Here is a 25,221-nt window from a genome sequence, read left to right on the forward strand (position 1 = left end):
AGGCCGCCGATCCGTGCAGGATTCGGCGGCCTTCGTCGTGCGGTGGAGGATCAGCGTCCGCGGAAGCGACGTGTCGCGTCCTGAACCTCGCCGACCAGTTCCTCCAGGATGTCCTCGAGGAACAGGACAGCGGTGGTGTTCCCCTCCGCGTCCCGCACCTTGGCCAGGTGCCGGCCCGCGCGGCGCATGACCGCGAGGGCGTCCTCGAGGTCGGTGTTCTCCTGAACGGGCACCATGTGGTGGATACGCTTGGCCGGGACCGGCTGGATCATCTTGGTCTCGGCGTCCGCTCCCTCGGACGCCCGCAGGATGTCCTTGAGATGCACGTAGCCGATCGGAACCGACTCGTCGTCGACGATCACGTAACGCGAGAACCCGTAGCGGGCGACCGCCTTCTCGATGTCGTCCGGCGTCGTCGACTGCGGAAGAGTGACCAGATCGCTCAAGGGCACAGCGACATCCCTGGCCTTCTTGTCTGTGAACTCGACGGCGGCGGCGACGGTTCCCGCCGTGTCCATGAGCACGCCCTCGCGACGCGACTGGCTGACGATGGTCGCGACCTCTTCGAGCGTGAACGTGGATGCCGCTTCATTCTTCGGCTCGACGCGGAACAGGCGCAGCACGCCGTTCGCCGCCGCGTTGAGCACCCAGATCACCGGCATGAAGACCTTCGACACCCAGACCAGCGGCGGGGCGAGGATCAGCACAGCGCGGTCCGGCACTGAGAAGGCGAGGTTCTTCGGCACCATCTCACCGAACACCACGTGCAGGAACGAGACGACCAGCAGCGCGACCGTGAACGACACGGCATCGACGGCGCCGTCCGGCCACCCCAGCGCATGCAGCGGCACCGACAGCAGGTGGTGGATGGCCGGCTCCGACACGTTGAGGATCAGCAGCGAGCAGATCGTGATGCCGAGCTGCGAGGTCGCGAGCATGAGAGTGGCATGCTCCATCGCGTACAGGGCCGTCTTCGCTGCACGCGAACCCTGATCCGCGCGCGGCTCGATCTGCGATCTTCTGGCCGAGATCACGGCGAACTCGCCGCCGACGAAGAACGCGTTCGCGACCAGGAGCACGACGAGCCAGGCGAGTCCGCCCCAATCGCTCATCGGGTCACCTCCTCATCGACAGCGAGCGGTCTCGGCACGTAGCGCACCCGATCGACTCGCCGACCGTCCATGCGCACGACCTGGAGCGTGCCGGTGTCGAGCTCGACCTCGTCGCCGACCGACGGAACCCGTTCGAGCACGCTCATGACGTAGCCGCCGACGGTGTCGTAGACGTCGCCCTCCGGCACCTCGACGCCGGCGCGACGACGCAGCTCGTCCGGTCGGAGCTCCCCGGGGAACGTGATGCCCTCGCGGTTGCGGATCACTCCGGCCCTGGTGCGATCGTGCTCGTCGGCGACCTCGCCCACGAGCTCTTCGACCAGGTCTTCGAGGGTCACCAGACCGGCGGTGCCGCCGTACTCGTCGACGACGACGGCCAGTTGGTAGCCGCGTGCCCGCAGCTCGGCGATCAGGGCGTCGACGTGCACGGTCTCCGGCACCCGGAGCGGTTCCGTCGCCAGCGCGCCGGCAGGAACCTCGGTCCGACGCTCTCGAGGCACGGAGATGGCCGCCTTGAGGTGGACGACACCGGTGATGTCGTCCAGGTCGTCGTCGTACACCGGGAAACGGCTGTGCCCGGTGCGTCGGGCGAGCTGGATGACGTCGTCGGCGGAGTCGCCGGCCGCGATCGCATGCATGCTCGGACGCGCCGTCATCACATCGGCGGCGGTCAGCCGGGCGAAGGTGAGCGTGCGGTCGAGGAGCGTCGCTGTATCGGCTTCCAGCAGACCGGCGCTGGCGGAACGGCGCACGAGAGAGGAGAGCTCCTCAGCGCTCCGGGCCCCCGAGAGCTCCTCCTTCGGCTCGATGCCCATACTGCGCAGCACGCCGTTCGCGCTGCCGTTGAGCACCACGACGGCCGGCTTGAACACGGTCGTGAAGGCGATCTGGAACGGGACCACGAGCTTCGCAGTGGCCAGAGGCAGCGCGAGGGCGAAGTTCTTCGGGACGAGCTCGCCGAGGATCATCGAGAGCACCGTCGCCACCAGCATCGCCACGATGGTCGCGATCGGGGTGACGGCCGCCTCGGGGATGCTCCAGGCGATGAACGTCGGACGCAGCAGGTTCGACAGCGCCGGCTCCATCGTGTACCCGGTGAGCAGGGTCGTCAGCGTGATCCCGAGCTGCGCAGCGGAGAGATGGGTCGACGTGTGCTTGAGGGCGCTGATGGTGAGGGAGAGCCGCGACTCGCCTCTCGCCTGCCTGGCCTCGAGGTCCGCGCGATCGAGGTTCACCAGGGCGAACTCGCTGGCGACGAAGAGGCCGGTGCCGACCGTGAGCAGGAGCCCCACGCCCAACATGATGTAGTCCATCAGAGGTTCCTCTCCTGTGAGAGAGGCGGACAGTGGGGCGATGTTCTACAACTGGGAGGGTCGTCCATTATGCCGACGATTGTACCCAACGCGACCGTGTATGCGCGCAACGATCACCAGCTGACCGGAAGCGCCTTGCCCTCTTCGTAGCCGGCCGCCGACTGCAGACCCACGACGGCGCGGTCATGGAACTCCGGGACGGATGCAGCCCCGGCGTAGGTGAACGAGGATCGCACCCCCGAGGTGATCATGTCGAGGAGATCCTCGACGCCGGGCCGGAGCGGGTCGAGGTAGATCTTCGATGACGAGATCCCCTCAGCGAACAGCTCCTTGCGCGCACGCTCGTAGGCGTCGAGCCTGCCGAAGCGGGCCTGGACCGCCTTGGTCGACGCCATGCCCCACGACTCCTTGAACAGGCGGCCTTCCGCATCGCGCTGCAACTCGCCCGGCGCTTCGATCGTCCCCGCGAACCACGAACCGACCATGACGGAGGCGGCACCTGCGGCGAGGGCCAGAGCGACATCGCGGGGGTAGCGCACTCCCCCGTCTGCCCAGACGTGCGCGCCGAGCTCCCGCGCCGCCTGCGCCGTCTCGAGCACAGCGGAGAACTGCGGGCGGCCGACCGCGGTCATCATGCGGGTGGTGCACATCGCGCCGGGACCCACGCCGACCTTGAGGATCGACGCACCGGCGTCGACCAGGTCGGCCACGCCCTCCGCGGTGACGATGTTGCCCGCGACGACGGGAAGACCGAGGTCGAGCTCGGCGACGGCCCGCAGCGCTCGCAGCATGCCCTCCTGGTGTCCGTGGGCGGTGTCCACCACCAGCACGTCGACGCCGGCGGCGGCGAGGGCCTTGGCCTTGGCCGCGACGTCGCCGTTGATGCCGACCGCGGCGGCGACGGCGAGGCGCCCGTCGGCGTCGACGGCCGGACGGTACAGCGTCGAACGAAGCGCGCTGCGGGCGCTCAGTGTGCCGACGAGGTGCCCGTGGTGCACGACGGTGACCATCTCGACGCCCGCGTCGGTGATGACGTCGAACGCGTGCCGCTCAGAGCCGATGTCGTCCGCGTCGATCGATGGCGTGCCGCGATGCACCAGGTCACCCAGCTGCGCATCGGGGAGCGCGGTCGCCAGCCTGGTCGCGGGCAGGATGCCGAGGATCCGGCCGACGTCGATGGGGGCAGCGCCACGGGCGACGACGATGCCGTGACCGCTGGTCGCCGGCAGCAGGCGGAGCGCGTCAGCAGCCGAGGCTTCCGGGGGCAGCACGATCGGCGTGTCCCAGAGCACGGGCTGCGACTTCACCTCACGGATCGCGGCATCGAGTTCCTGCAGAGGCAGGTCCTGCGGCAGCACGCCGAGGGCGCCACGCCGAGCGAGTACAGCGGCGATGCGCGGACCCGTCACGGAGTTCATGTTGGCCGCGACCAAAGGCAGCGTCGCCGGCGTGCCGTCCTGCGGCGCGAGATCGACCTGGAGACGGCTGGTGACCGCGGATCTGCGGGGTACCAGGAAGACGTCGGAGTAGGTCAGATCGACGGTCGGCTGCGCTCCAGAGAACTTCATGGTTCCACGGTACCCAGATCGCGACGCGGTGGGCGCTCGGCTTCGACGATTCCCCAAGGGAAACACGTTAGGCTTGTTGGTCGAGAGTGTGCGGGCCCGAACGCATCCTGCGTCGACGTCCGCACCAGAGAGCTTCAGCGATGAAAGAGGGCGATCGAGAGTGTCGAACCAGGTGACCGGCGTCAACGGCGACGGGGGGTTCGGAGCCAATTCCTGGCTCGTTGAAGAGCTCTACGAGCAGTTCAAGGTGAACCGCGACTCCGTCGACAAGGAGTGGTGGCCCATCCTGGAGAAGTACCACTCCGAGACGGCGTCCGCTGCTCCCGCCGCAGCGTCCGACGCACCGGCCCAGGCTGCACACCCCGTGACGGCACCGATCCCCGTGATCGGCTCCCAGCCCGTCGCGCGCACCACCGCCAAGCCCGCCGCGGCCGCCCCCATCCCCGCCCAGGCCCCGAAGCCCGCCGCGAAGTCGGAGTCCAAGGAGGCTCCCGCTCCCGCAGAAGAGGACAAGGTCACACCGCTGCGCGGTCTGCCGAAGACCCTCGCGGCGAACATGGACGAGTCGCTCACCGTGCCGACCGCCACGAGCGTGCGCACCGTGCCCGCGAAGCTGATGATCGACAACCGCATCGTCATCAACAACCACATGGCTCGCACCCGCGGCGGCAAGGTCAGCTTCACGCACCTCATCGGCTGGGCGCTCATCCGCACCCTCGACGAGTTCCGCAGCCAGAACGTGTTCTACGCAGAGGTCGACGGCAAGCCCTCGGTGGTCGCACCGGCGCACGTCAACCTGGGCATCGCGATCGACCTGCCCAAGCCCGACGGCACGCGCGCCCTCATGGTGCCCAGCATCAAGCGCGCCGACACCCTGACCTTCACCGAGTACCTCTCCGCGTACGAAGACCTGGTCACGCGTGCACGAGGCAACAAGCTGACCGCCGCCGACTTCCAGGGCACCACGGTGTCGCTCACCAACCCCGGCGGAATCGGAACCGTGCACTCGGTGCCGCGTCTCATGAAGGGGCAGGGCTGCATCATCGGCGCCGGCGCCCTCGAGTACCCGGCCGAGTTCCAGGGCGCGAGCGAGAAGACGCTCAACGAGCTGGCGATCGGCAAGACGATCACGCTCACGAGCACCTACGACCACCGTGTCATCCAGGGAGCCGGCTCCGGCGAGTTCCTGAAGAAGGTGCACGAGCTGCTCATCGGCCAGCGCGGCTTCTACGACGACATCTTCGCGGCGCTCCGCATCCCCTATGCACCGATCCGGTGGAACCCCGACATCGCGGTCGATCTCGCCGAGCGCGTCGACAAGCAGTCCCGCGTGCAGGAGCTCATCAACTCGTTCCGTGTGCGCGGTCACCTGATGGCCGACATCGACCCGCTCGAGTACGTGCAGCGTTCGCACCCGGACCTGGAGATCGAGAGCCACGGCCTCACCTTCTGGGACCTCGACCGCGAGTTCGTCACCGGCGGTTTCGGCGGACGACGCATCGCGAAGCTCCGCGACATCCTCGGCGTGCTGCGCGACTCGTACTGCCGCACGCTCGGCATCGAGTACATGCACATCCAGGACCCGGAGCAGCGCCGCTGGTTCCAGGAGAAGGTCGAGGTCAAGTACCAGAAGCCCGGCCACGACGAGCAGCTGCGGGTCCTCCGCAAGCTCAACGAGGCCGAGGCGTTCGAGACCTTCCTGCAGACCAAGTTCGTCGGCCAGAAGCGCTTCTCCCTCGAGGGCGGCGAGTCGCTGATCCCGCTGCTCGACGAGATCCTGCAGGGCGCGGCCACGGCAGGCCTCGAAGGGGCTGCGATCGGCATGGCCCACCGCGGCCGCCTGAACGTGCTCACCAACATCGCCGGAAAGACCTATGGTCAGGTCTTCCGTGAGTTCGAGGGCACGCAGACGCCGGGCAACCAGCGCGGATCCGGTGACGTGAAGTACCACCTCGGGACCGAGGGCACCTTCGTCGCCGATGACAAGTCGGAGCTCCCCGTCTACCTCGCCGCCAACCCCTCGCACCTCGAGACGGTCGACGGCGTGCTGGAGGGCATCGTCCGCGCCAAGCAGGACCGCAAGCCCATCGGCACGTTCGCGTGGCTGCCCATCCTCGTGCACGGCGACGCCGCGTTCGCCGGGCAGGGTGTCGTGGTCGAGACCCTGCAGATGTCGCAGCTGCGCGGCTACCGCACGGGTGGCACGATCCACGTGGTGGTGAACAACCAGGTCGGTTTCACCACCACCCCGAACGACGGCCGCACCTCGATCTACTCGACCGACGTGGCCAAGACCATCCAGGCCCCGGTCTTCCACGTGAACGGCGACGACCCGGAGGCGGTCATCCACGTCGCGCAGCTCGCCTTCGAGTACCGCGAGCGCTTCCACCGCGATGTCGTGATCGACCTGGTCTGCTACCGCCGACGCGGCCACAACGAGGGAGACGACCCCTCGATGACGCAGCCGCTGATGACCGACCTCATCCAGGCGAAGCGCTCCGTCCGGCGGCTGTACACCGAGTCGCTCGTCGGCCGAGGTGACATCACCGAGCAGGAGTACGACGAGGCCAAGGCCGACTTCCAGAACCGACTGGAGATCGCCTTCGCCGAGACGCACGCGGCCGAGACCGGTGCCCTCCCCGTCGCGCCGGAGACGCCGCCCGTCGAGGACCAGGTCGGCGCACCGGAGGTCACCGGCGTGCCGAGCGAGGTCATCCAGATGATCGGCGATGCCTTCGTGAACAAGCCAGAGGGCTTCACGGTGCACCCGAAGATCCAGCAGCTGCTCGAGAAGCGCCTCGACATGAGCCGCAACGGCGCCATCGACTGGGGCTTCGGCGAGCTGCTCGCCTTCGGCTCGCTCCTCGTGGAGGGCACCCCGGTTCGTCTGGCCGGGCAGGATGCGCGGCGCGGCACGTTCGTGCAGCGGCACGCGACCCTGCACGACCGCGCGAACGGTCAGGAATGGCTGCCCCTGTCGAACCTCTCCGACGCCCAGGGACGCTTCTTCGTCTACGACTCGCTGCTGAGCGAGTACGCGACTCTCGGCTTCGAGTACGGCTACTCGGTCGAGGCCCCCGAAGCGCTCGTGCTCTGGGAGGCGCAGTTCGGCGACTTCGTCAACGGCGCTCAGTCCGTCATCGACGAGTACATCTCGGCGGCCGAGCAGAAGTGGGGGCAGCAGTCCAGTGTGACCCTGCTCCTCCCCCACGGCTACGAGGGTCAGGGACCGGATCACTCCTCTGCGCGCATCGAGCGGTTCCTGCAGATGTGCGCGCAGGACAACATGATCGTTTCGCGCCCGTCGACTCCGGCCTCGTACTTCCACCTGCTGCGCCGCCAGGCCTATGCCCGTCCGCGCAAGCCGTTGATCGTGTTCACCCCGAAGGCCATGCTGCGTCTGCGTGGAGCGACCAGCCCGGTCGAGGCCTTCACCCAGGGCCGGTTCGAACCTGTGCTCGACGACGACCGCGGTCTCGACCGCGCCGCCGTCAAGCGCGTGCTGGTGCACTCGGGCAAGGTGCACTGGGACCTGCGGGCCGAGCTCGAGAAGAACCCGAACCCCGCGGTGGCGCTGGTCCGGCTCGAGCAGCTGTACCCGACTCCGATCGACGGCCTCAAGGCCATCACCGATTCCTACCCGAACGCCGAGCTGGTGTGGGTGCAGGAGGAGCCGGAGAACCAGGGTGCATGGCCCTTCCTCGCGCTCGCTTTCGCCGACGTGCCGGGAGACCGTTCGTTCCGTCCGGTCTCGCGCCCGGCTTCGGCCTCGCCGGCGACGGGATCCTCGAAGGTCCACGCGGCAGAGCAGGCTGCGCTGATCCAGGCAGCCGTCACACTCGGCTGATCGTCTGCACGAAAGGGGCGCCGCGACTCAGGTCGCGGCGCCCCTTTTCGTGCCGACTCAATACCAGATGTCGAGAGACGGCGCGGGGAAGGTGATGAAAGCTCGGTCGAGGGCCTCGACCGCAGCGGCATCGGCGGCGATGCGGCCGGCACCGTGCAGCGTCGCAGCGCGGACCCCTCCCGCATACAGGGCGGAGAGCGCGGAGACATCGAGCGTGACATCGACGTCTGTCGCGGAGTCGGTCACCGGATCGACGGTCGCGACGCCGGAGTCGTCCACGTGCAGGCGCCAGTCACCGTTCGCGAAGCCGAGGGAGTCTTCCACGCGGATGACGGTGTCGATCGGCGCCGAGTAGCGACGGGCGGTCAGCGCGGCAGGGATGTCGAGCACGCGCAGCCAGCCGTGGTCGTGCACCTCCTGCTTCACACCGCGGGTGTCGTGCACGAGCCATGGCAGCGGGTCGTCGACCGGGCGGAGGTCGGCGACCACCTCGTCGACGAGATCGTGCTGCAGGGCGAAGCGCCAGAGCGCCGTGCGCGCATCCGTCGTCTCGGCGACCAGCAGGCGCACGTCCATCCGGAACCGGAAGGTGCCGGCGGCCTCACCGACGGTGTAGGCCATGACGCCACGCAGCACGCCGTCTTCGTCGCGATAGCGCACCCCACGCGCCTGGTCGCGGTCCGGGGTGGGAGACACGCCCGCGTACCCCTCCCATCGACCTTGCCAGCCCGGGATCTGCCCCGCAGCCCTCCCCCGTGCGCGTTCGTGGACCGTGCCGAGGTCTGCAGCGAGGGTCTCCCGGTCGACGTACTCGAGGGTGCCGAGCGGAGTCGGGCCGCTCCAGCCGGCGCGGCGGGTGTCGACCGTGTGACGCGCGACGGGGATCGCGGAGCCGAAGCCGTAGCGACCGTAGATCGTCGCCTCCGACACCGTGAGGCCCGCGATGGGCACACCGGAGGCTGCCGCAGCGCGAAGCTCTCCTTCGAGAAGCGCCCTGGCTATCCCGCGGCGGCGATGCGTCGCCGACACCGTCACCACGCTGATGGCCCACATGTCGATCTCACGCCCACCGGGAACGGTGAGCGGCGTCACCCAGCCGTTGATGGTCGCGACGGGAAGGTCGGCATCGACGGCGCCCTGCTCGTACACCCCGACGTTCCGCCGTTCGGCGAAGGTCTTGCGCACCTGGGCGATCATCTCGGTGCTCGGCTCAGGCCCGAGGAACCCGCGGTCGACCGCGCGCTCGAATGCCGATGCCTTCGGGTCGTCGCTCAGATCGACGACGCGATAGTCGAGACCGGCTCCGGCCAGTCGTTCCCTCGAGGTGGTGTCAGCGGGTACGTCTCTCGCATCGATGGAGGTCATCCACCCACACTACCGACGCCCTCCGACCCGGAGTCAGTGCTGGGCTGCCTGCACTGCCCGCAGCCGCGCGAACACCTGGTCGCGCAGCTCCTCGGGTGCGGTCTCCTTGCAGGCCCGCGCGATCACATCGGTGAGGGTGGTGGCGACGAGAGCCTCATCCCGACAGGACGGGCAGTTCTCCAGATGCTCGCGGATCTCGGTGTGCTCGGTCTTGCACACCTCGTTGCGGAGGTACTCCTCCAGATCCTGACGGGCTTTGTCGCAGCCGCAGTCACTCATTTCTTGCTCCTCGTCTCGGCCGCGGCGATGCCCCGCTCAGCGGCGTAATCTGCCAGCAGCTCCCGCAGCATCCGCCTGCCACGGTGCAGACGGCTCATGACGGTGCCGATGGGGGTCTTCATGATGTCGGCGATCTCCTGATACGCGAAACCCTCGACATCCGCGAGATAGACCGCGAGACGGAAGTCCTCCGGCACGGCCTGCAGCGCGTCCTTGACGACGGAGGCGGGCATCCGGTCGATGGCCTCCGCCTCGGCCGACCGGCTGTGCGACGCCGTCGTCGACTCCGCTCCGCCCAGCTGCCAGTCTTCGAGCTCGTCGATCGTGCCCTGGAACGGCTCCCGCTGACGCTTGCGGTAGATGTTGATGTAGGTGTTCGTGAGGATCCGGTAGAGCCACGCCTTGAGGTTCGTACCCTGCGAGAACGTCGCCCAGGACCCATAGGCCTTGACGAAGGTCTCCTGCACGAGGTCTGCGGCGTCGGCGGGATTGCGCGTCATACGCATCGCGGCGGCGTAGAGCTGGTCCATGAACGGGAGCGCCTGCTCTTCGAACTCGCGCCGAGGGTCGCCGACGGTGTCTGCGGTTGCGGTGTCATCCATCACCGGCCAGTCTAGGCCGCTGAGGTCGATCACCTCGCGCTCCAACGTCGCCGTCATACTCGCTCCTTCGGTGGGGTGGGAGCCTGTCGTTCGCGACGAAGCTCCCTGCGTTTACTAAGGTGAGAACCGATGAGCGCCAACAGGTATTCCCCCTCCCGCGTGCAGGGCGCCTACACCGCGCCCTCGACCGACGTGCCCGTGCACGCCGAGCTCACGATCCCCGGTTCGAAGTCGCTGACGAACCGCGAGTTGATCATCGCCGCGATCGCCGACGGTCCCGGCCGCCTGATCGCCCCTCTGCACTCCGACGACTCCGCGCGCATGGTCGACGCGCTGCGTGCCCTCGGGGTGGGCATCGAGGAGGTGGATGCCGGTCATGAGTTCGGGCCTGACCTCGTCGTCACCCCTGCGAGACTCGACGGCGGCACCACGATCGACTGCGGGCAGGCCGGCACCGTCATGCGCTTCATCGCTCCGCTGGCCGGACTCGCCGAGAACGACGTGCATCTCACCGCGCACGAGACCGCCCTCCATCGGCCGATGGGGGGCCTCATCAGCGCGCTGCGCGACCTCGGAGTCGACATCGACGACGAGGGCACCTGGGCTCTTCCGTTCACGATCCGCGGCCACGGGCGCATCCGCGGGGGTCGCGTCGAGATCGATGCCTCCGCATCGAGCCAGTTCGTCTCCGGGCTCCTCCTCGCCGCTCCGCGTTTCGATGTGGGACTGCACCTCGTCCACACCGGCGAGCACCTGCCGAGCCTTCCGCACATCGACATGACCATCGAGGCACTCAGCCGCCGAGGCATCCGCATCGAGCGCCCAGCCGTCGGCGAATGGCTTGTCGAGGCGGGCGTCCCCCGCGCCAAGGAGATCGCGATCGAACCCGATCTCTCGAACGCCGCACCGTTCCTCGCCGCCGCGCTCGTCACCGGTGGATCCGTGTCGATCACGGGCTGGCCTCCGCACTCCACCCAACCGGGCGCCCTCCTGCCGGAGATCCTCCAGGCGACCGGAGCTCACGTCGGGCGGCACGGCGGAACGCTCACGGTGCGCGCGGGCTCCGGCATCCGCGGTCTCGACCTCGATCTCTCGGCGGCGAGCGAGCTCACCCCGACACTGGTCGGCCTCGCCGCCTTCGCGGACTCCCCGACGACGATCCGCGGCATCGGGCACATCCGTCTGCACGAGACCGATCGAATCGCCGCGCTGATCGGGAACCTGCGTGCCCTCGGCGGCGAGGCCGAGGAACTGCCGGACGGACTCCGCATCATCCCGCGCCCACTGCACGGCGGACGCTGGGCTGCGCACCACGACCACCGCATGGCAACGACCGGCGCGCTCATCGGTCTCCGTGTCCCCGATGTGGAGATCGACGACATCGGCACCACTGCGAAGACCCTCCCGGAGTTCACGATGCTCTGGGAGCGGATGCTGCGGGGCTGACGGTGAGCTGGCTCGACGACGCCGACGACCTCGAAGACGACTTCGAGGACTTCGACGAGAGCAGCATCCGCACCCGCCCGAACCCCAAAGCCAACCGGCCGCGCACGAAGCGCCGTCCCGCGCACGAGGACGCGCAGGTGGGGCGAGTGCTCGGTGTGGATCGGGGTCGCTACTCCGTCCTGCTCGGGGAGGACACGGCGGAGGAGCGCACGATCACCACCACACGTGCGCGCGAGCTGCGCCGAACACCCATCGTCACGGGCGACCAGGCCCGAGTGGTCGGCGACACCTCGGGAGACGATGGCACCCTCGCCCGTATCGTCGGCATCGTGGAGCGGACCTCGCTTCTCCGACGCAGCGCGGACGACACGGACCAGGTCGAGCGGGTGATCGTCGCCAACGCGGACCAGATGCTCATCGTCGTCGCGGCCGCCGACCCCGAACCCCGTGCGCGCCTGGTCGATCGCTATCTCGTGGCAGCACTCGACGCCGGCATCCGCCCCCTTCTCGTCGTCACGAAGACCGACATCGCCGACCCGACCGAGTTCCTCACGCATTTCGAGGGGCTGGACCTTCGGGTGTTCACGAGTTCCCAGGACGAGATGCCCGTCGAGGAGATCGGCGAGGCTCTCATCGGTCACTCCACGGTGTTCGTCGGACACTCCGGAGTCGGCAAGTCGACACTCGTCAATGCACTCGTCCCCACAGCGCTGCGCGCCACGGGACACGTGAATCAGGTGACAGGACGCGGACGCCACACGTCGTCGTCGACCGTGTCCCTGCGTTACCAGGGAGCGGGTGGCACCGGCTGGGTGATCGACACCCCTGGGGTGCGCTCGTTCGGACTCGGCCATGTCGATCCGGCCAACATCCTCGCGGCCTTCACCGAGCTCGCGACGATCGCCGAGGACTGCCCCCGCGGCTGCACCCATCTGGCCGATGCCCCCGACTGCGCGCTCATCGAGGCGGCGGAACGAGGCGAGCTGGGAGAGACCGGTCGTGCGCGACTCGACTCTCTGCAGCGGCTGCTGCAGACGTTCGCAGACAAGGCGGAGCAGACGCCCGGGCGTTAGGCTGGAGGTGTGACCCAGCGCCTCGAACCAGGAACCGCCGCCCCCGACTTCTCACTCCTCGACCAGGACGGGAACACCGTCCGCCTCGAGGATCTGCGCGGCCAGAAGACCGTGCTGTACTTCTACCCGGCGGCGATGACCCCCGGATGCACCACCGAGGCCTGCGACTTCCGCGACAGCATCTCGTCCCTCCAGGGCGCCGGCTACCGCGTGGTCGGCATCTCGCGTGACGACCCCGCGACGCTGACGAAGTTCCGCGAGCGCGACGCCCTCACCTTCCCGCTCCTCAGCGACCCCGATCACGCGGTCCACTCCGCGTACGGTGCGTGGGGAGAGAAGATGAACTACGGCAAGCTCGTCGAAGGCGTCATCCGCTCGACCTTCGTCCTCGACGAGGACGGCACGATCGTGCTCGCGCAGTACAACGTCAAGGCCACCGGCCACGTCGCGCGTCTGCGCAAACAGCTCGGCATCGACGCCTGACCTGCCCCGTAGGCACCTCCCGAGCCTCGGAGATCCGAGCTCCGGAGGTCACTCCGCCGCGCGCTGCGGCCCTTCGCGACGGGCGCTCGTGATCAGCAGCGCGAAGCCGACCAGGCCGGGGAGCCCGACTCCGAGTGTGAACGGCCAGGAGATCGGCTGCAGCGTGAGAGAAGCCAGCGCGAGCGCCACGGCGAGCACCTGGAAGACCACTCCCCCTGAGCGCGCCCAGGACTTCCCGGAGCGCGTGCCCACCGCGAAGGCGACGAGGGCTGCGGCACCGATCAGCGTGAGCACGATGAGCGCGAGGGCGGTCGGGAGAGAGGCCGCGTCACCCGCACCGAGGCCGGCGAGTTCGATCACCGCGAAGACCAGGAGCGCCACTGCCTCGAGAGCGAGGACGGCTGCTGCCGCGAGGGCGATTCCGGGTGCGCGCACGGTGTCTCCCATGGATCGAATGAGGAGAAAACCCTTGATTTCACGGTTTTCATGTAACAGAATAGAGAAAGTCATGTGCTCCCACAGCGGCGTGGGGCGAGCGTTCACGCTCGCATCACAATTCGCGGGCATTCCGTCCGCATCTCAACAGGGTAGCGGAACCCGAACTACTACCCGAATCCGAGAGGTCGCATCGCGACATCTCATGAAATCCACACCGAGGAGCCCCCATGGACTGGCGCGATAAGGCCGCCTGCCTGACTGTCGACCCCGAGCTTTTCTTCCCCGTGGGGAACACCGGCCCGGCCGTCGATCAGATCGAGAAGGCGAAGACCGTCTGCGCCACCTGCACGGTCACCGAGATCTGCTTGCAGTACGCCCTGGAGACCAGCCAGGACTCCGGCGTCTGGGGCGGCCTCTCCGAGGACGAGCGCCGCGCTCTCAAGCGTCGCGCCGCCCGCGCACGCCGCGCCTCCTGAACTTCCGGAAGCGGCCTGAGATCGACTCTCAGGCCGCTTCCGTCTGTCCGGACCCTGCTGCGCTCAGCGTTCCAGCCAGCGCAGCGGGATGTCGATGACCACCTCGGTGCCGTCGCCGTCGCTCCCGTGCCACTCGATGGTGCCGCCGAGCTCGCCCTGGATCAGGGTGCGGATGATCTGCGTGCCGAGCCCCTGACCGATCCGCCCTTCCGGCAGACCGAGGCCGGTGTCGCGCACCGTGACACGGAGGTTGTCCTCTGTGCGCTTCGCGTCGATCGTCACGACACCCTCCTGGCCGGCGAGCCCATGCTCGACCGCGTTCGTGACGACCTCCGTCAGTGCGAGCGCGAGCGGGGTCGCGTACTCGCTCGGCAGGACTCCGAACCGCCCGGTCGACTGGGTCCGTGCCCGGGTGTTCGGCGCGGAGGCGACCTCGGCGACGAGCTTGAGCACACGGTGGAAGACCTCGTCGAAATCGACCTTCTGGGTGAGGCCCTGAGCGAGGGTGTCGTGCACCACGGCGATCGCGTCCACGCGGCGCATGGCCTGCGTCAAGGCGTCGCGTGCCTCGTCGGAGTGCGTGCGGCGAGCCTGGATGCGCAGGAGCGAGGCCACCGTCTGCAGATTGTTCTTGACCCGGTGATGGATCTCGCGGATCGTGGCGTCCTTCGTGATGAGCTCCTGCTCCTGATGGCGGAGCTCCGACACATCACGGCACAGCACGATGGCGCCGATGCGCGTGCCATGGTCCTTGAGGGGGATGGCGCGCAGGGATACCGTCACGCCGCGGGCCTCGATGTCCGTGCGCCACGGAGCGCGCCCCGTGACGACCACGGGCAGCGACTCGTCGACCTGGCGGGAGGGCGGGACGAGTCGGGTGGTGACCTCGGCCAGCGATTCCCCCTCGAGCTCATCGTCGAAGCCCATCCGGTTGAATGCGGAGAGCGCGTTCGGGCTGGCGAAGGTCGTGATCCCGTCGACATCGATGCGGATGAGGCCGTCGGAGGCGCGAGGGGCTCCTCGGCGGGGCGAGGTGGGGGCCGTCAGGTCAGGGAAGCTGCCGTCGGCGATCATGCGGAACAGATCGTTCGCGCACTCGTCGAACGTGATCTGCTGTCGCGAGGGCGTGCGCACCTCGCCGAGGTTCGTGTGGCGGGTGACGACCCCGATCACAGTGGACTGGGCGTCAGCTCCGCGCTTCACGGTGACGATCGGCACCGCTCGCACCCTCGTCGGTGTCTCCTCGAACCAATCGGGCGAGGAGGAATCGACGATCTCGGCGGACTCGAATGCCCCCTGCACCTGGGTGCGCCACTGTGGCCGCACCCGCTCTCCCACGATGTCGCGATAGAAGAGCGTGGCCGCACCGCTGGGCCGGGCATGCGCGACGGCGATGAACGACCCGTCCTCGGTCTGGATCCAGATCACGATGTCGGCAGAGGCGAGGTCTGCGAGAAGCTGACCGTCGCCGGCGAGTCGGTGGAGCCATTCGACATCGCTGTCGTTCAGGCGCCCCTGGGCATGGGCGAGATCACTGAGGGTTGACACCTGACCAGCCTACGGTCAGATGCCTCAGAGAATCGCCAGCGAAGTCGCGCGCCACCGACGATCGATTCCCTCCAGCCGGACGGCGACCGCCCGGGTGCGGCCGGGCCCCGCCACCACGACGACGGCCTCGATCACCCCGTCGAGAGGTTCTGTGACCCTCAGCGCCCTGATCTCGAACGTCGGCCGCGCGGGCACCACCCCGCGCGCGCTGCGTGCCCTGGCGGACAGGTTCGCGCGGGTCACCAGGCTCCGGAACGCGTCTTCGCTGAGCCATCGGGCGAGCTGGTCGACCTCCCTGACCCCGGCGAGGACCTCGAGGACGCCGTGTGTGAGGCTGCGCAGAAGCGGTACAGGATCGGGAAGCTCGCTGGTCGACGTCGGCTGGGGTGCGAAGTACTCGTGCGGCATCATGACGGACTCTCGATCGGGACGGTCTGCGAGTGAGCCAGTACAGCAGCGCGTGCATCTCGACAGGGCCGGGATCGACGAAGAATGTGGATAACTCGTATGCCCCGTATCCCGGTCGCCTACGCTCTGTCGAATGCACTGGGACCGACTGTTCGAAGACCTCGAGGGCCAGCTCGCCTCGGAATGGGAGGCGGAGCGTGCGGTGCTCGATGCCGAGTCGGAGCGGCTGCGGATCGCGCGGCTGGATCTGCGCCATCGCCTGCGTGCACTGTGCGGCGGCGGCGCCGAGGCCACCATCGACCTCATGAGCGGGCGACGGATCCCCGTCTCGCTGCAGACCCTCGGAGCGGACTGGATAGCCGTGAGGACGAGAGGAACCGGCGGCGGCAGCCCCGCTTCCGGCACATCGATCCTCCCCCTCCTCGCGGTCGCGGGGATCACGCTGGATCACGGGATGATCCTCGCGAGTCTCGATGAGCCCACGGCCGCCGACGTGCCACTGCGGGAACGGATGACGCTCGGCTTCGTGCTGCGCGATCTCGCCCGGCGTCGTGTGCCGGTGCGCATCACCACGCTCGTCGGTGACGACCTCCACGGAACCATCGATCGTGCGGCCGCCGACCATCTGGATCTGGCCGTGCACGATCCCGGCGAAGCGCGATCGGCCGCGGCGGTGCAGGCGTTCCGCGTCGTCCCGTTCTCTTCACTCGTCGCGCTGCGGGCTTCGAGCGGTCAGATGCCCTGAGCGGCGGACGTTCCCCAGACCTCGGGGAAACTCGCGGTCTGAGACTGTCGCCACAGCGCCATCCGGCGGGCGATCTCCGATTCCTCGGACAGATAGCCGTCGAGGCTGGACTCCTCCACTCGCCACCGAGGCGGCGAACCGAGCCGAGCGCCCCTCAGTCTCCCCTCCTGCACGAGGGTGACCACCTCGTCGACGCCGATGCTCAGCAGCTCCGCCACCTGCGCCGGCGCGAGATAACGCGGTGCGCGAACGGGGGTGGCAGCCATGTGCCCATTCTCTCCCAGGCGCTCCCGCAGGTGCCGCCGGATCCTTCGCTGTGGATAACTCGCGAAGCGCCGAAGCCGATTCTGTGACGATATCGCCATGGCTTCCCTCTCTCCTCCCCGTCGCGCCTTCTGGGGCGACGTGCGATTCCTGATCGGCATCGCCCTGGTCGCCCTGTCGATCGGCGGGGTCTGGCTCATCGTCTCCGCCGCCGACGATGCGGTACCCGTTCTCCAGACCACCCGGACGATCACGCAGGGCCAGCCCGTGACCGCCGCGGATTTCCAGGTCGTCGACGTGCGACTCGGCGCTGCCGGTGAGGGATACCTCGGGCCCGACGACCTCCTTGCGGACAGCGTGGCGACCCGCACCCTCGACGGCGGCGAACTCGTCCCCGTCTCGGCGCTGACCGATGCGGAGGACAGCCGATCGACGACGGTGGTCATCCAGAGCACGACGGGAATCCCGGAAGGCGTCGCCGCGGGAACAGTCGTCGAGATCTGGCAGGCACCGCCGGTGGATGAAGGGCGCTCGTACGATGTCCCGCGCATCCTGGTCGCAGACGTGATCGTCCGCGACGTGCTCGAACCCGAGGGGGTGCTCGCCGAGGCCGGAACCCGGCTCGAGGTCGTGATCGACCGCGCCGATGTCGCCGACGTGCTCGCGGCGATCACGGGAGGCTCCGCGCTCTCGGTGGTGCCGGTCGGGGCGGGATCGTGACGGGCGTCGTCGTGGCCATCCCGCAGCCACGGGCGGATGAGCTGGCAGCGGAACTCGCCCTCGAAGGCGTCGATGTCATCGCGACCGTCCCCGCCGCCCCACTCGCAGAGATCCCGGACGGGGTGGAAGCGATCATCGTCCCCGCCACTCGATCGATCCTGAATGCGGACCTGATCGCACTGTGCGACCGTGCCGGAGTCCGTATCCTGGCTCTCGGCGCCGAGGACAGCCGACTGCTGGGCCGTCTCGGCCTCTCCACAGCGCTGCGACCTGACGCGGCGGGGTGGGAGATCGCAGCCGCGCTGCTGGCCGAGACGGACACGCCACCGCCACCAGAGGCCCAGCTCCCCCCTCGTATCGTCGCCGTCTGGGGACCACATGGGGCGCCGGGGCGGTCGACCCTGTCGATCCAGCTGGCCGTGGAGCTCTCCCGCACCGGACGCCGCACGGCCCTGGTCGACGCGGATACCGTCGCTCCTTCGCTCGCGATGCTCCTCGGTCTCGGCGAAGACGCTCCCGGCATCGCCGCCGCCTGCCGGAGGGCCGAGCGCGGCGCGCTCGATCCGGCGGAGCTGACGCGACTGGCGACGACGGTGACGACGAGCGCGGGTGAGATCGAAGTGCTGCCGGGGATCAACCGCCCCAGCCGTTGGCCCGAGCTGTCATCCGCGCGCCTCGTCGCCGCGCTCGGCACCTGTCGCGGGTGGATCGACGAGACAGTGGTGGACGTCGCCGGTGCGTTCGACGCCGACGACGAAGTCACGTACGACCTTGCCGGACCACGACGTCACGCGGCGACCACGGCGGCGCTGCAGGAGGCGGATCTGATCGTGGCGATCGCATCGGCCGACCCGCTCGGTATCAGCAGGTTCATCCGCGATCATGCCGAGCTTCGCCGTCTCACCTCCCCCACGCCCGTCATCGTCGTGGTGAATCAGGTGCGCCCCGGCCCCCTCGGGATCGATGCGCGCGGGCAGGTGCGACGCACCCTGGAGAGGTTCGCCGGCATCACCGACGTCTTCTTCCTCCCCTTCGACCTGCGAGCGGCGGATGCGGCTCTGCTGCACGCCCGGCCGATGACCGATGTCGCGCCCCGCTCGCCGTTCGCCGCCGCCGTGCGGAGACTGGCGGCATCCCTCTCCCCGCCGGCGACGGCTACTGCCGGTAGCTCGAGAGGAAGTTCCCCAATCGTTCGACGGCTTCGCTCAGCACTCGGGGTTCGGGGAGCGTGACCAGTCGGAGGTGGTCGGGGGTCGCCCAGTTGAATCCGGTGCCCTGGACCAGCAGGATGTGCTCCGAGACCAGCAGGTCGTACACCAGACGGGCGTCGTCCCTGATCTCGTGCACGTTCGGGTCGAGTCGAGGGAACGCGTACAGCGCACCCTGGGGCTTGACGCACGACACTCCGGGGATCGACTCGAGCCCCTCCCACGCGATGTCCCGCTGTTCATGAAGACGCCCCGTCGGCGCGATGAGCGCCTCGATCGACTGCACTCCGGAGAGCGCCGCCTGCACGGCGTGCTGCGCCGGCACATTGGGGCAGAGTCGCGTGGACGCGAGCAGCGTGATGCCCTCCAGGAAGCCCTTCGCGTGATCCTGCGGCCCTGTGATGACCATCCAGCCCGACCGGTATCCCGCGACCCGATAGGTCTTGGAGAGGCCGTTGAAGGTCAGGCACAGCAGGTCGGGAGCGAGCGTGGCCGTGGGGATGTGCACGGCTCCGTCGAACAGGATCCGGTCGTAGATCTCGTCGGAGAGCAGCAGCAGCTGGTGCTCCCTGGCGATCTGCACCAGCCCCTCCAGGATCTGGCGCGAATACACGACGCCGGTGGGGTTGTTCGGGTTGATGATGACGAGAGCCTTGGTCCGCGGTGTGATCTTCGAGCGGATGTCTTCGAGGTCGGGCTGCCACTCATCTTCCTCGTCGCAGAGGTAATGCACCGGTGTGCCGCCAGCGAGACTGGTCATCGCCGTCCAGAGGGGGTAGTCCGGCGCCGGGATGAGGACCTCATCGCCTTCGTCCAGCAACGCCTGCATCGTCATGGTGATGAGCTCGGACACACCGTTTCCGAGGTACACGTCATCGGGGTCGAACCGGGGGAAGCCCTCGATCTCCTCGTACCGGCTCACCACGGCACGTCGGGCCGAGATGATGCCCTTGCTGTCGCTGTATCCGTGTGCGGTCGGCAGCGCCGCCAGCATGTCGCGCACGATCTGGTGCGGGGCGTCGAAGCCGAAGATCGCCGGGTTGCCGGTGTTGAGCTTGAGGATCTTGTGGCCCTCCGCCTCCAGCCGCGCCGCCTCGACGAGGGCGTTTCCGCGAATCTCGTACAGGACGTTCTTGAGCTTCGACGACTGGTCGAAGTTGCGCGTTGGGGTCATCGGCCAAGCCTACAGCGACGAAAGGAGGGCCAATCCACGCGGACTGGCCCTCCTCTGCGCACGCCCTACTTCTTCTTCTTGCCCTGGGCCCGACGCTGCTCGCGGTTGCCTGCGGCCGGAGCCGCTGCATCGGTGCGCTGGCCGAAGGCTCCTCTCGGCGCCTCCTCCGGCTCGCTCTGCGGAGCCTGAGCGCGGGCAGCGGCCTGGCGTACGCGATCCGTCGCCGCCTGCTGGACCTGGCCGCGGTCGTTGCGGACCTCGACCTCGCCCGCATCGTTGGCCGCCGAGTACTCGAGACGCTGCTCTCCCCCATCGGTGGCGAGCCCCTTGGCTTCGACCTCCGCCGTCTGGGAGTCGCCGGCACGACGCACCTCGACTTCGAGGTTGTAGAGGTAGCCGACCGACTCCTCCTTGATCTGTCCCATCATCGACTGGAACATGGCGTAGCCCTCGCGCTGGTACTCGATGAGCGGATCGCGCTGGGCCATGGCCCGCAGACCGATGCCGTCCTTGAGGTAGTCCATCTCGTAGAGGTGGTCGCGCCAGCGGCGATCGAGCACCTGCAACACGACGCGACGCTCCAGCTCACGCGTCGCCGCTTCACCGAGGGCCTCTTCACGCGCTTCGTACGCGATCTTGGCATCGGAGAGCAGCTCGCGGGTCAGGCCGTCGGCGTCGATACCGCCCTTGCGGTCGGCAGCCTCGGCGACGACCTCATCGATCGTCACCCCCACGGGGTAGAGGGTCTTGAGCTCGGTCCAGAGCGCGTCGAAGTCCCAGCTCTCGTTGTGGCCCTCGCCGGTGTGGTCACGGACGACACCGCTGATGGCGTCCTCGATGAAGTGCTGCACCCGGTCGGCGATGTCGTCGCCCTGGAGGATCTGACGGCGGTCGGCGTAGATGGCCTCGCGCTGACGGTTCAGGACGTCGTCGTACTTGAGGACGTTCTTGCGCATCTCCGCGTTGCGGGACTCGACCTGCGACTGAGCGCTGCGGATCGCGCGCGACACGAGACCGGACTCGATCGGCACGTCGTCGGGGAAGTTGGTCCTGGCGAGGATCGCCTCGGCAGCGCCCGACTGGAACAGACGCATCAGGTCGTCGGTGAGGCTCAGGTAGAAGCGGCTCTCGCCCGGGTCGCCCTGACGTCCGGAGCGACCGCGGAGCTGGTTGTCGATACGGCGGGACTCGTGGCGCTCCGTGCCGAGCACGTAGAGGCCACCGGCCTCGATGACCTTCTCGGCCTCCTCGGCGACGACGGCCTTCATCGCTTCGTACGTCTCGTCCCAGGCGACCTCGTACTCCTCGGGCGTCTCCACGGGGTCGAGCCCCTTGCCCTTGAGCTCCTGGACCGCGAGGAACTCGGCGTTTCCACCGAGCATGATGTCGGTTCCTCGTCCTGCCATGTTCGTGGCGACCGTGACGGCACCGAGGCGACCGGCGCGCGCGACGATCTCGGCCTCGCGCGCGTGGTTCTTCGCGTTGAGGACCTCGTGCTTGATGCCCTTCTTGGCGAGCAGACGCGAAAGGTACTCGCTCTTCTCGACGCTCACCGTTCCGACCAGCACCGGCTGGCCTTCGGCGTGCCGTTCGGCGATGTCCTCCACCACCTGCGCGAACTTCGCTGTCTCGTTCTTGTAGACGAGGTCGGACTGATCCTTGCGGATCATCGGCTTGTTCGTCGGGATCGGGATGACGCCGAGCTTGTAAGTCGACATGAACTCGGCGGCCTCTGTCTCGGCCGTACCGGTCATGCCGGCGAGCTTGTCGTAGAGACGGAAGTAGTTCTGCAGTGTGACGGTCGCGAGGGTCTGGTTCTCGGCCTTGACCGGCACCCCCTCCTTCGCCTCGATCGCCTGGTGGATGCCCTCGTTGTAGCGGCGACCGACCAGGATGCGGCCGGTGTGCTCGTCGACGATCATGACCTCGTCGTTCATGACGACGTAGTCGGTGTCCTTCTTGAAGAGCGCCAGCGCCTTGATCGAGTTGTTCAGGAACGAGATCAACGGCGTGTTCGCGGACTCGTAGAGGTTGTCGATGCCGAGGTAGTCCTCGACCTTCTCGATGCCGGGCTCGAGGACGCCGACCGTGCGCTTCTTCTCGTCGACCTCGTAGTCCTCGCCGACCTCGAGGGTGCGGGCGATCTTCGCGAACTCGGCGAACCACCGGTTCGCCTCGCCCGATGACGGGCCGGAGATGATGAGCGGGGTGCGCGCCTCGTCGATGAGGATCGAGTCGACCTCGTCGACGATCGCGAAGAAGTGCTCGCGCTGGACGAGATCCTCCTTGCGCCAGGCCATGTTGTCGCGCAGGTAGTCGAAGCCGAACTCGTTGTTCGTGCCGTAGGTGATGTCGGCGGCATACTGCTCGCGGCGCACTGCCGGAGTCTGACCGGACACGATGATGCCGGTGGTCATGCCGAGCGCGCGGAACACGCGCCCCATGAGCTCGGCCTGGTAGCTGGCGAGGAAGTCGTTGACCGTGATGACGTGAACGCCCTTGCCGGCGATCGCATTCAGGTACGCGGGCAGCGTCGCGACGAGGGTCTTGCCCTCACCGGTCTTCATCTCGGCGATGTTCCCGAGATGAAGGGCGGCCCCACCCATGATCTGCACGTCGTATGCGCGCATGCCGAGGGTGCGCTTGGCGGCCTCGCGCACGGCGGCGAAGGCCTCCGGCATCAACTGGTCGAGCGTCTCGCCCTTCTCGAAGCGCGCGCGCAGCTCGGTGGTCTCGTTGCGCAGCTCGTCGTCGGTGAGCTTGGAGATGTCCTCTTCCAGTGCACCCACTGCCTTGACGACCTGATTCAGGCGGCGGATGACCCGCCCTTCGCCCGCACGCAGGAGCTTCTCAAGAGGATTGGCCACGGATGTCATCTCCCTGTCGGTGGGTGAACCGCCGGTCGTCGGTGAACCCGACGCCAGGCATACTTCGCCATGTTACCGGGCTGTGACCTGCACGTCGCCTGCATAGCCGTCCCGCGCGTCGAATCGGACGTTCGCGCGCCGACCATATACTCGGTATCGCATTCCCGGACGGCCACAGGAGACGAACGATGTCAGTACGCCAGAGTCTGCTCGCGATCCTCGCGCAGGGGCCGTGCTACGGCTATCAGCTCCGTCATGAGTTCGATCGCCGGACCGGTTCCATCTGGCCGCTGAACGTCGGGCAGATCTACAACACGCTCGAACGTCTCGAACGCGACGGCCTGGTCTCGCGCGGAGAGGCAGACGACCGGGGCCATGTGTACTGGCAGATCACCGACGCCGGACGGACGGAGGTCGACCGCTGGCTCTCTTCCCCCGTCATGCGCCCCCAGGGCACCAGAGACGAACTCGCCATCAAGGTCGCGGTCGCCGCCACGTTGCCCGGCGTCGACCCCGCAGCCGCGATCCAGTCCCAGCGATCCGCATCGCTCCGACAGCTGGAGGCGTTGCAGACGCAGCGACGCGCACATCGGGACGTCGACGCCCCTGAGGGACTCGCGTGGTCGCTCGTCGCCGACTCGATGATCTTCGCCGCCGAGGCCGAGATCCGATGGCTGGACCATGCCGCACAGCGTCTGGGTGCCCACCCTCGCCACGCGATGACACTCGAGCTCACCGCCGATCGCCCGAAGCGGGGACGCCCGACGAAGGCCGAGACGGCGACGGCCGACGCGATCGCGGCGTCCTGACCCGGCCCGATGTCGCCCGGCTCGCTCACGCGGACCGGTTCCGCGTTCGCCCCGAGCGGATGCTCAGCCACCGCCGGCCCCCGGGAAACTAGGATCGGGTCATGGCTGGATTTTGGGGCAGACGCAAACGCGAACAGGAAGAACTCGCCGCTCAGGACGCCGATCTCGCGCGCCGTGCTGAGCAGGCCCTGGTCAGCGCAGACGAGCGGATCCGCACGACCTCCGATGAGCTCGCCTTCGCGGAGGCCGAACTCGGCGAGTCGCTCACAGCCGATCTGCGCAGGGCGCTCGCGGCTGTACGCACCCATCTGCGGGAAGCGTTCCAGCTCCACCAGCTGAACCACGACGAGATCCCCGACACCGACGAAGAGCTGCGCACACGCAACGCGCGCATCCTCCAGCTCTGCGACTGGGCGCAGGACCTTCTCGACGAGAAGACCTCCGTGCTCGCCGAGTCGGTCGCCAAGGTACGCCGCGCACCCGAGATCATCGCCCAGGTGCGGGCAGACGCGGCGGCGCTGAGTGCTCGCATCCCGCAGACCAGCGAAGCCATCTCCCGCCTCTCGTCGCGGTATGCGGACTCCGCCATGCATCAGATCACCGCGAGTGCCGCCGAAGCTCAGCAGCTCATCAGCTTCGCGACCCACAGCGCCGACGTGTCGGAGCGCCGTCGGGCCGCGAAGCAGAACGAGGAAGCCAACGTGGCGCTCGAGACGGCGACCGAGGCCACCCGCCGTGCCTCCGCCCTGCTCGACGCCGTGGAGGACTTCGAGATCGAGGCACTTCGCGCGGAATCCACCCTCGCCGAGGTCGTCGCCGACTCGCGCGGCGATCTCATCGCGGCGCGAACAGCACCGAACGTCCCGGCCGTCGCCGACGCCGTCACCGCCCTCCAGAGAGCGTTGGCCGCGCTCACACCCTCTGGGCAGCCGAACGACCCCTTCGCCGAGCTGTCCCAGCTGCGTGACGCCAACTCCGCGCTCGACGAGGCGATCGCCAAGGCCCGTCATAGGGCGGAGAACCCGCTGCCGAGCCTCGCTCAGGTGCAGCATGCCATCGACGACGCCGACCGCCAGCTGGGCGTCGCGCGAGGCCTCATCTCCGGCCATCGGGGGTGGATCGGCGCGGATGCCCGAACCCGACTCGCGGAGGCGGAGCGGCTGCGGGTCGACCTCTCGGACCTGCTGCCCGCAGAGGACACCCGCGAAGCCGCGCTCGTCCAGGCGCGCCGCGTGGCTCATCTGGCTTCCGAAGCACTGCAGCTCGCGCAGCGCGACATCGACTCCTCCCGTCCGCAGGATCAGGACTGGGGCGGCGGCTGGGGCGGCGGCGGACGACGAGGAGGCGGAGGCGGGGACCTCGCCTCCGGCATCCTCGGCGGGCTCGTGATCGGCAGCCTGCTCGACGGCATCTTCGACTGACGCGCCCTTCTCGGCTTTCGCACACCAGAACGGCCCGGTCCCCTGCGGGACCGGG

General features: G+C 68.4%; 22 protein-coding genes. 10 read left to right on the plus strand and 12 right to left on the minus strand.

The genetic code is table 11. The features are described 5' to 3' along the window. Window positions 1–50: 50 nt before the first annotated feature. The 3 genes from ABRP18_RS10895 to ABRP18_RS10905 form a co-directional block, all read right to left on the minus strand. A complete protein-coding gene (locus ABRP18_RS10895; protein ID WP_046749470.1) occupies window positions 51–1,112 on the minus strand; it encodes a hemolysin family protein in 1,062 nt (353 codons plus the stop codon). Continuing rightward, window positions 1,109–2,425 carry a hemolysin family protein gene (locus tag ABRP18_RS10900; RefSeq protein WP_113681591.1) on the minus strand — a complete coding sequence of 439 codons (1,317 nt, stop codon included), beginning with the start codon at window positions 2,423–2,425 and terminating at the stop codon, window positions 1,109–1,111. Before ABRP18_RS10900 ends, ABRP18_RS10895 begins: the two co-directional genes overlap by 4 nt. Before the next feature lie 113 nt (window positions 2,426–2,538). Then, window positions 2,539–3,993: a GuaB1 family IMP dehydrogenase-related protein gene (locus ABRP18_RS10905; RefSeq protein WP_058631356.1), complete on the minus strand. Its 1,455-nt coding sequence runs from the start codon at window positions 3,991–3,993 to the stop codon at window positions 2,539–2,541. A 160-nt stretch (window positions 3,994–4,153) separates the two neighbouring features. On the opposite strand from ABRP18_RS10905, the gene ABRP18_RS10910 reads away from it, so the two are divergent. Further along, window positions 4,154–7,840, plus strand: coding sequence for a multifunctional oxoglutarate decarboxylase/oxoglutarate dehydrogenase thiamine pyrophosphate-binding subunit/dihydrolipoyllysine-residue succinyltransferase subunit (locus ABRP18_RS10910; RefSeq protein WP_349884639.1), 3,687 nt, complete (start codon window positions 4,154–4,156; stop codon window positions 7,838–7,840). 57 nt (window positions 7,841–7,897) lie between these two features. On the opposite strand, the gene ABRP18_RS10915 is transcribed toward ABRP18_RS10910, so the two are convergent. From ABRP18_RS10915 to ABRP18_RS10925, 3 genes are read right to left on the minus strand one after another with little or no spacing between them, the layout of a single operon-like run. Continuing rightward, on the minus strand, window positions 7,898–9,205 hold the full coding sequence (locus ABRP18_RS10915; RefSeq protein ID WP_349884640.1) for a GNAT family N-acetyltransferase: 1,308 nt from the start codon (window positions 9,203–9,205) through the stop codon (window positions 7,898–7,900). Between the two features lie 33 nt (window positions 9,206–9,238). After that, window positions 9,239–9,484, minus strand: a complete 246-nt coding sequence (locus tag ABRP18_RS10920) for a zf-HC2 domain-containing protein (RefSeq protein ID WP_046749475.1) — start codon at window positions 9,482–9,484, stop codon at window positions 9,239–9,241. Next, window positions 9,481–10,143, minus strand: a complete 663-nt coding sequence (locus ABRP18_RS10925) for a sigma-70 family RNA polymerase sigma factor (protein WP_046749476.1) — start codon at window positions 10,141–10,143, stop codon at window positions 9,481–9,483. The genes ABRP18_RS10920 and ABRP18_RS10925 overlap by 4 nt, the downstream gene beginning before the upstream one ends. A gap of 72 nt (window positions 10,144–10,215) precedes the next feature. Between ABRP18_RS10925 and aroA the strand changes: the two genes are divergently transcribed. Genes aroA through bcp form a run of 3 tightly spaced genes read left to right on the plus strand, consistent with a single transcriptional unit; the run spans window position 10,216 to window position 13,088 of the window. Next, complete coding sequence (aroA, locus tag ABRP18_RS10930) at window positions 10,216–11,532, plus strand: 3-phosphoshikimate 1-carboxyvinyltransferase (protein WP_061017489.1); 1,317 nt, start codon at window positions 10,216–10,218, stop codon at window positions 11,530–11,532. 2 nt (window positions 11,533–11,534) lie between these two features. Continuing rightward, on the plus strand, window positions 11,535–12,605 hold the full coding sequence (rsgA, locus tag ABRP18_RS10935) for a ribosome small subunit-dependent GTPase A (protein WP_046749478.1): 1,071 nt from the start codon (window positions 11,535–11,537) through the stop codon (window positions 12,603–12,605). A 9-nt stretch (window positions 12,606–12,614) separates the two neighbouring features. Beyond that, window positions 12,615–13,088 (plus strand): thioredoxin-dependent thiol peroxidase, encoded by a 474-nt coding sequence (gene bcp / locus ABRP18_RS10940; protein WP_058633158.1) that lies wholly within the window; start codon window positions 12,615–12,617, stop codon window positions 13,086–13,088. Between the two features lie 48 nt (window positions 13,089–13,136). Here bcp and ABRP18_RS10945 read toward each other — a convergent pair whose 3' ends face one another. Further along, entirely contained in the window at window positions 13,137–13,523 is a 387-nt protein-coding gene (locus ABRP18_RS10945) for a hypothetical protein (protein ID WP_231589744.1), read from the minus strand. 230 nt (window positions 13,524–13,753) lie between these two features. Between ABRP18_RS10945 and ABRP18_RS10950 the strand changes: the two genes are divergently transcribed. Continuing rightward, a complete protein-coding gene (locus tag ABRP18_RS10950) occupies window positions 13,754–14,002 on the plus strand; it encodes a WhiB family transcriptional regulator (protein WP_017203224.1) in 249 nt (82 codons plus the stop codon). Between the two features lie 63 nt (window positions 14,003–14,065). Here ABRP18_RS10950 and ABRP18_RS10955 read toward each other — a convergent pair whose 3' ends face one another. Both ABRP18_RS10955 and ABRP18_RS10960 read right to left on the minus strand, forming a co-directional pair. Continuing rightward, on the minus strand, window positions 14,066–15,550 hold the full coding sequence (locus tag ABRP18_RS10955; protein ID WP_046749481.1) for a sensor histidine kinase: 1,485 nt from the start codon (window positions 15,548–15,550) through the stop codon (window positions 14,066–14,068). A gap of 24 nt (window positions 15,551–15,574) precedes the next feature. Beyond that, window positions 15,575–15,961, minus strand: coding sequence for an Rv3235 family protein (locus ABRP18_RS10960; RefSeq protein ID WP_045262053.1), 387 nt, complete (start codon window positions 15,959–15,961; stop codon window positions 15,575–15,577). 130 nt (window positions 15,962–16,091) lie between these two features. Here ABRP18_RS10960 and ABRP18_RS10965 point away from each other — a divergent pair, with 130 nt between their 5' ends. After that, a complete protein-coding gene (locus ABRP18_RS10965; RefSeq protein WP_193761682.1) occupies window positions 16,092–16,703 on the plus strand; it encodes a hypothetical protein in 612 nt (203 codons plus the stop codon). On the opposite strand, the gene ABRP18_RS10970 is transcribed toward ABRP18_RS10965, so the two are convergent. Then, on the minus strand, window positions 16,691–16,969 hold the full coding sequence (locus ABRP18_RS10970; RefSeq protein WP_046749818.1) for a helix-turn-helix domain-containing protein: 279 nt from the start codon (window positions 16,967–16,969) through the stop codon (window positions 16,691–16,693). The two genes, ABRP18_RS10965 and ABRP18_RS10970, sit on opposite strands and share 13 nt — an antisense overlap. A gap of 97 nt (window positions 16,970–17,066) precedes the next feature. Between ABRP18_RS10970 and ABRP18_RS10975 the strand changes: the two genes are divergently transcribed. Both ABRP18_RS10975 and ABRP18_RS10980 read left to right on the plus strand, forming a co-directional pair. Continuing rightward, a complete protein-coding gene (locus ABRP18_RS10975; protein ID WP_127012345.1) occupies window positions 17,067–17,687 on the plus strand; it encodes an SAF domain-containing protein in 621 nt (206 codons plus the stop codon). Further along, the gene (locus tag ABRP18_RS10980) at window positions 17,684–18,919 is read left to right on the plus strand and encodes a P-loop NTPase (protein ID WP_349884641.1); all 1,236 of its coding nucleotides are present in this window, start codon (window positions 17,684–17,686) and stop codon (window positions 18,917–18,919) included. The genes ABRP18_RS10975 and ABRP18_RS10980 overlap by 4 nt, the downstream gene beginning before the upstream one ends. Here the strand turns inward: ABRP18_RS10980 and ABRP18_RS10985 are convergent. Both ABRP18_RS10985 and secA read right to left on the minus strand, forming a co-directional pair. Beyond that, window positions 18,843–20,069, minus strand: coding sequence for a pyridoxal phosphate-dependent aminotransferase (locus ABRP18_RS10985; protein ID WP_058633163.1), 1,227 nt, complete (start codon window positions 20,067–20,069; stop codon window positions 18,843–18,845). The two genes, ABRP18_RS10980 and ABRP18_RS10985, sit on opposite strands and share 77 nt — an antisense overlap. A 65-nt stretch (window positions 20,070–20,134) precedes the next feature. Then, window positions 20,135–22,936: a preprotein translocase subunit SecA gene (secA, locus tag ABRP18_RS10990; protein WP_113680691.1), complete on the minus strand. Its 2,802-nt coding sequence runs from the start codon at window positions 22,934–22,936 to the stop codon at window positions 20,135–20,137. Window positions 22,937–23,124: 188 nt separating this feature from the next. Between secA and ABRP18_RS10995 the strand changes: the two genes are divergently transcribed. Then, entirely contained in the window at window positions 23,125–23,745 is a 621-nt protein-coding gene (locus ABRP18_RS10995; protein WP_046749486.1) for a PadR family transcriptional regulator, read from the plus strand. A gap of 101 nt (window positions 23,746–23,846) precedes the next feature. Beyond that, window positions 23,847–25,166, plus strand: coding sequence for a hypothetical protein (locus ABRP18_RS11000; RefSeq protein WP_349884642.1), 1,320 nt, complete (start codon window positions 23,847–23,849; stop codon window positions 25,164–25,166). Window positions 25,167–25,221: the final 55 nt, after the last annotated feature.

This window comes from Microbacterium sp. WHRI 7836 (genome assembly GCF_040223885.2).
Lineage (GTDB): Bacteria > Actinomycetota > Actinomycetes > Actinomycetales > Microbacteriaceae > Microbacterium > Microbacterium oxydans.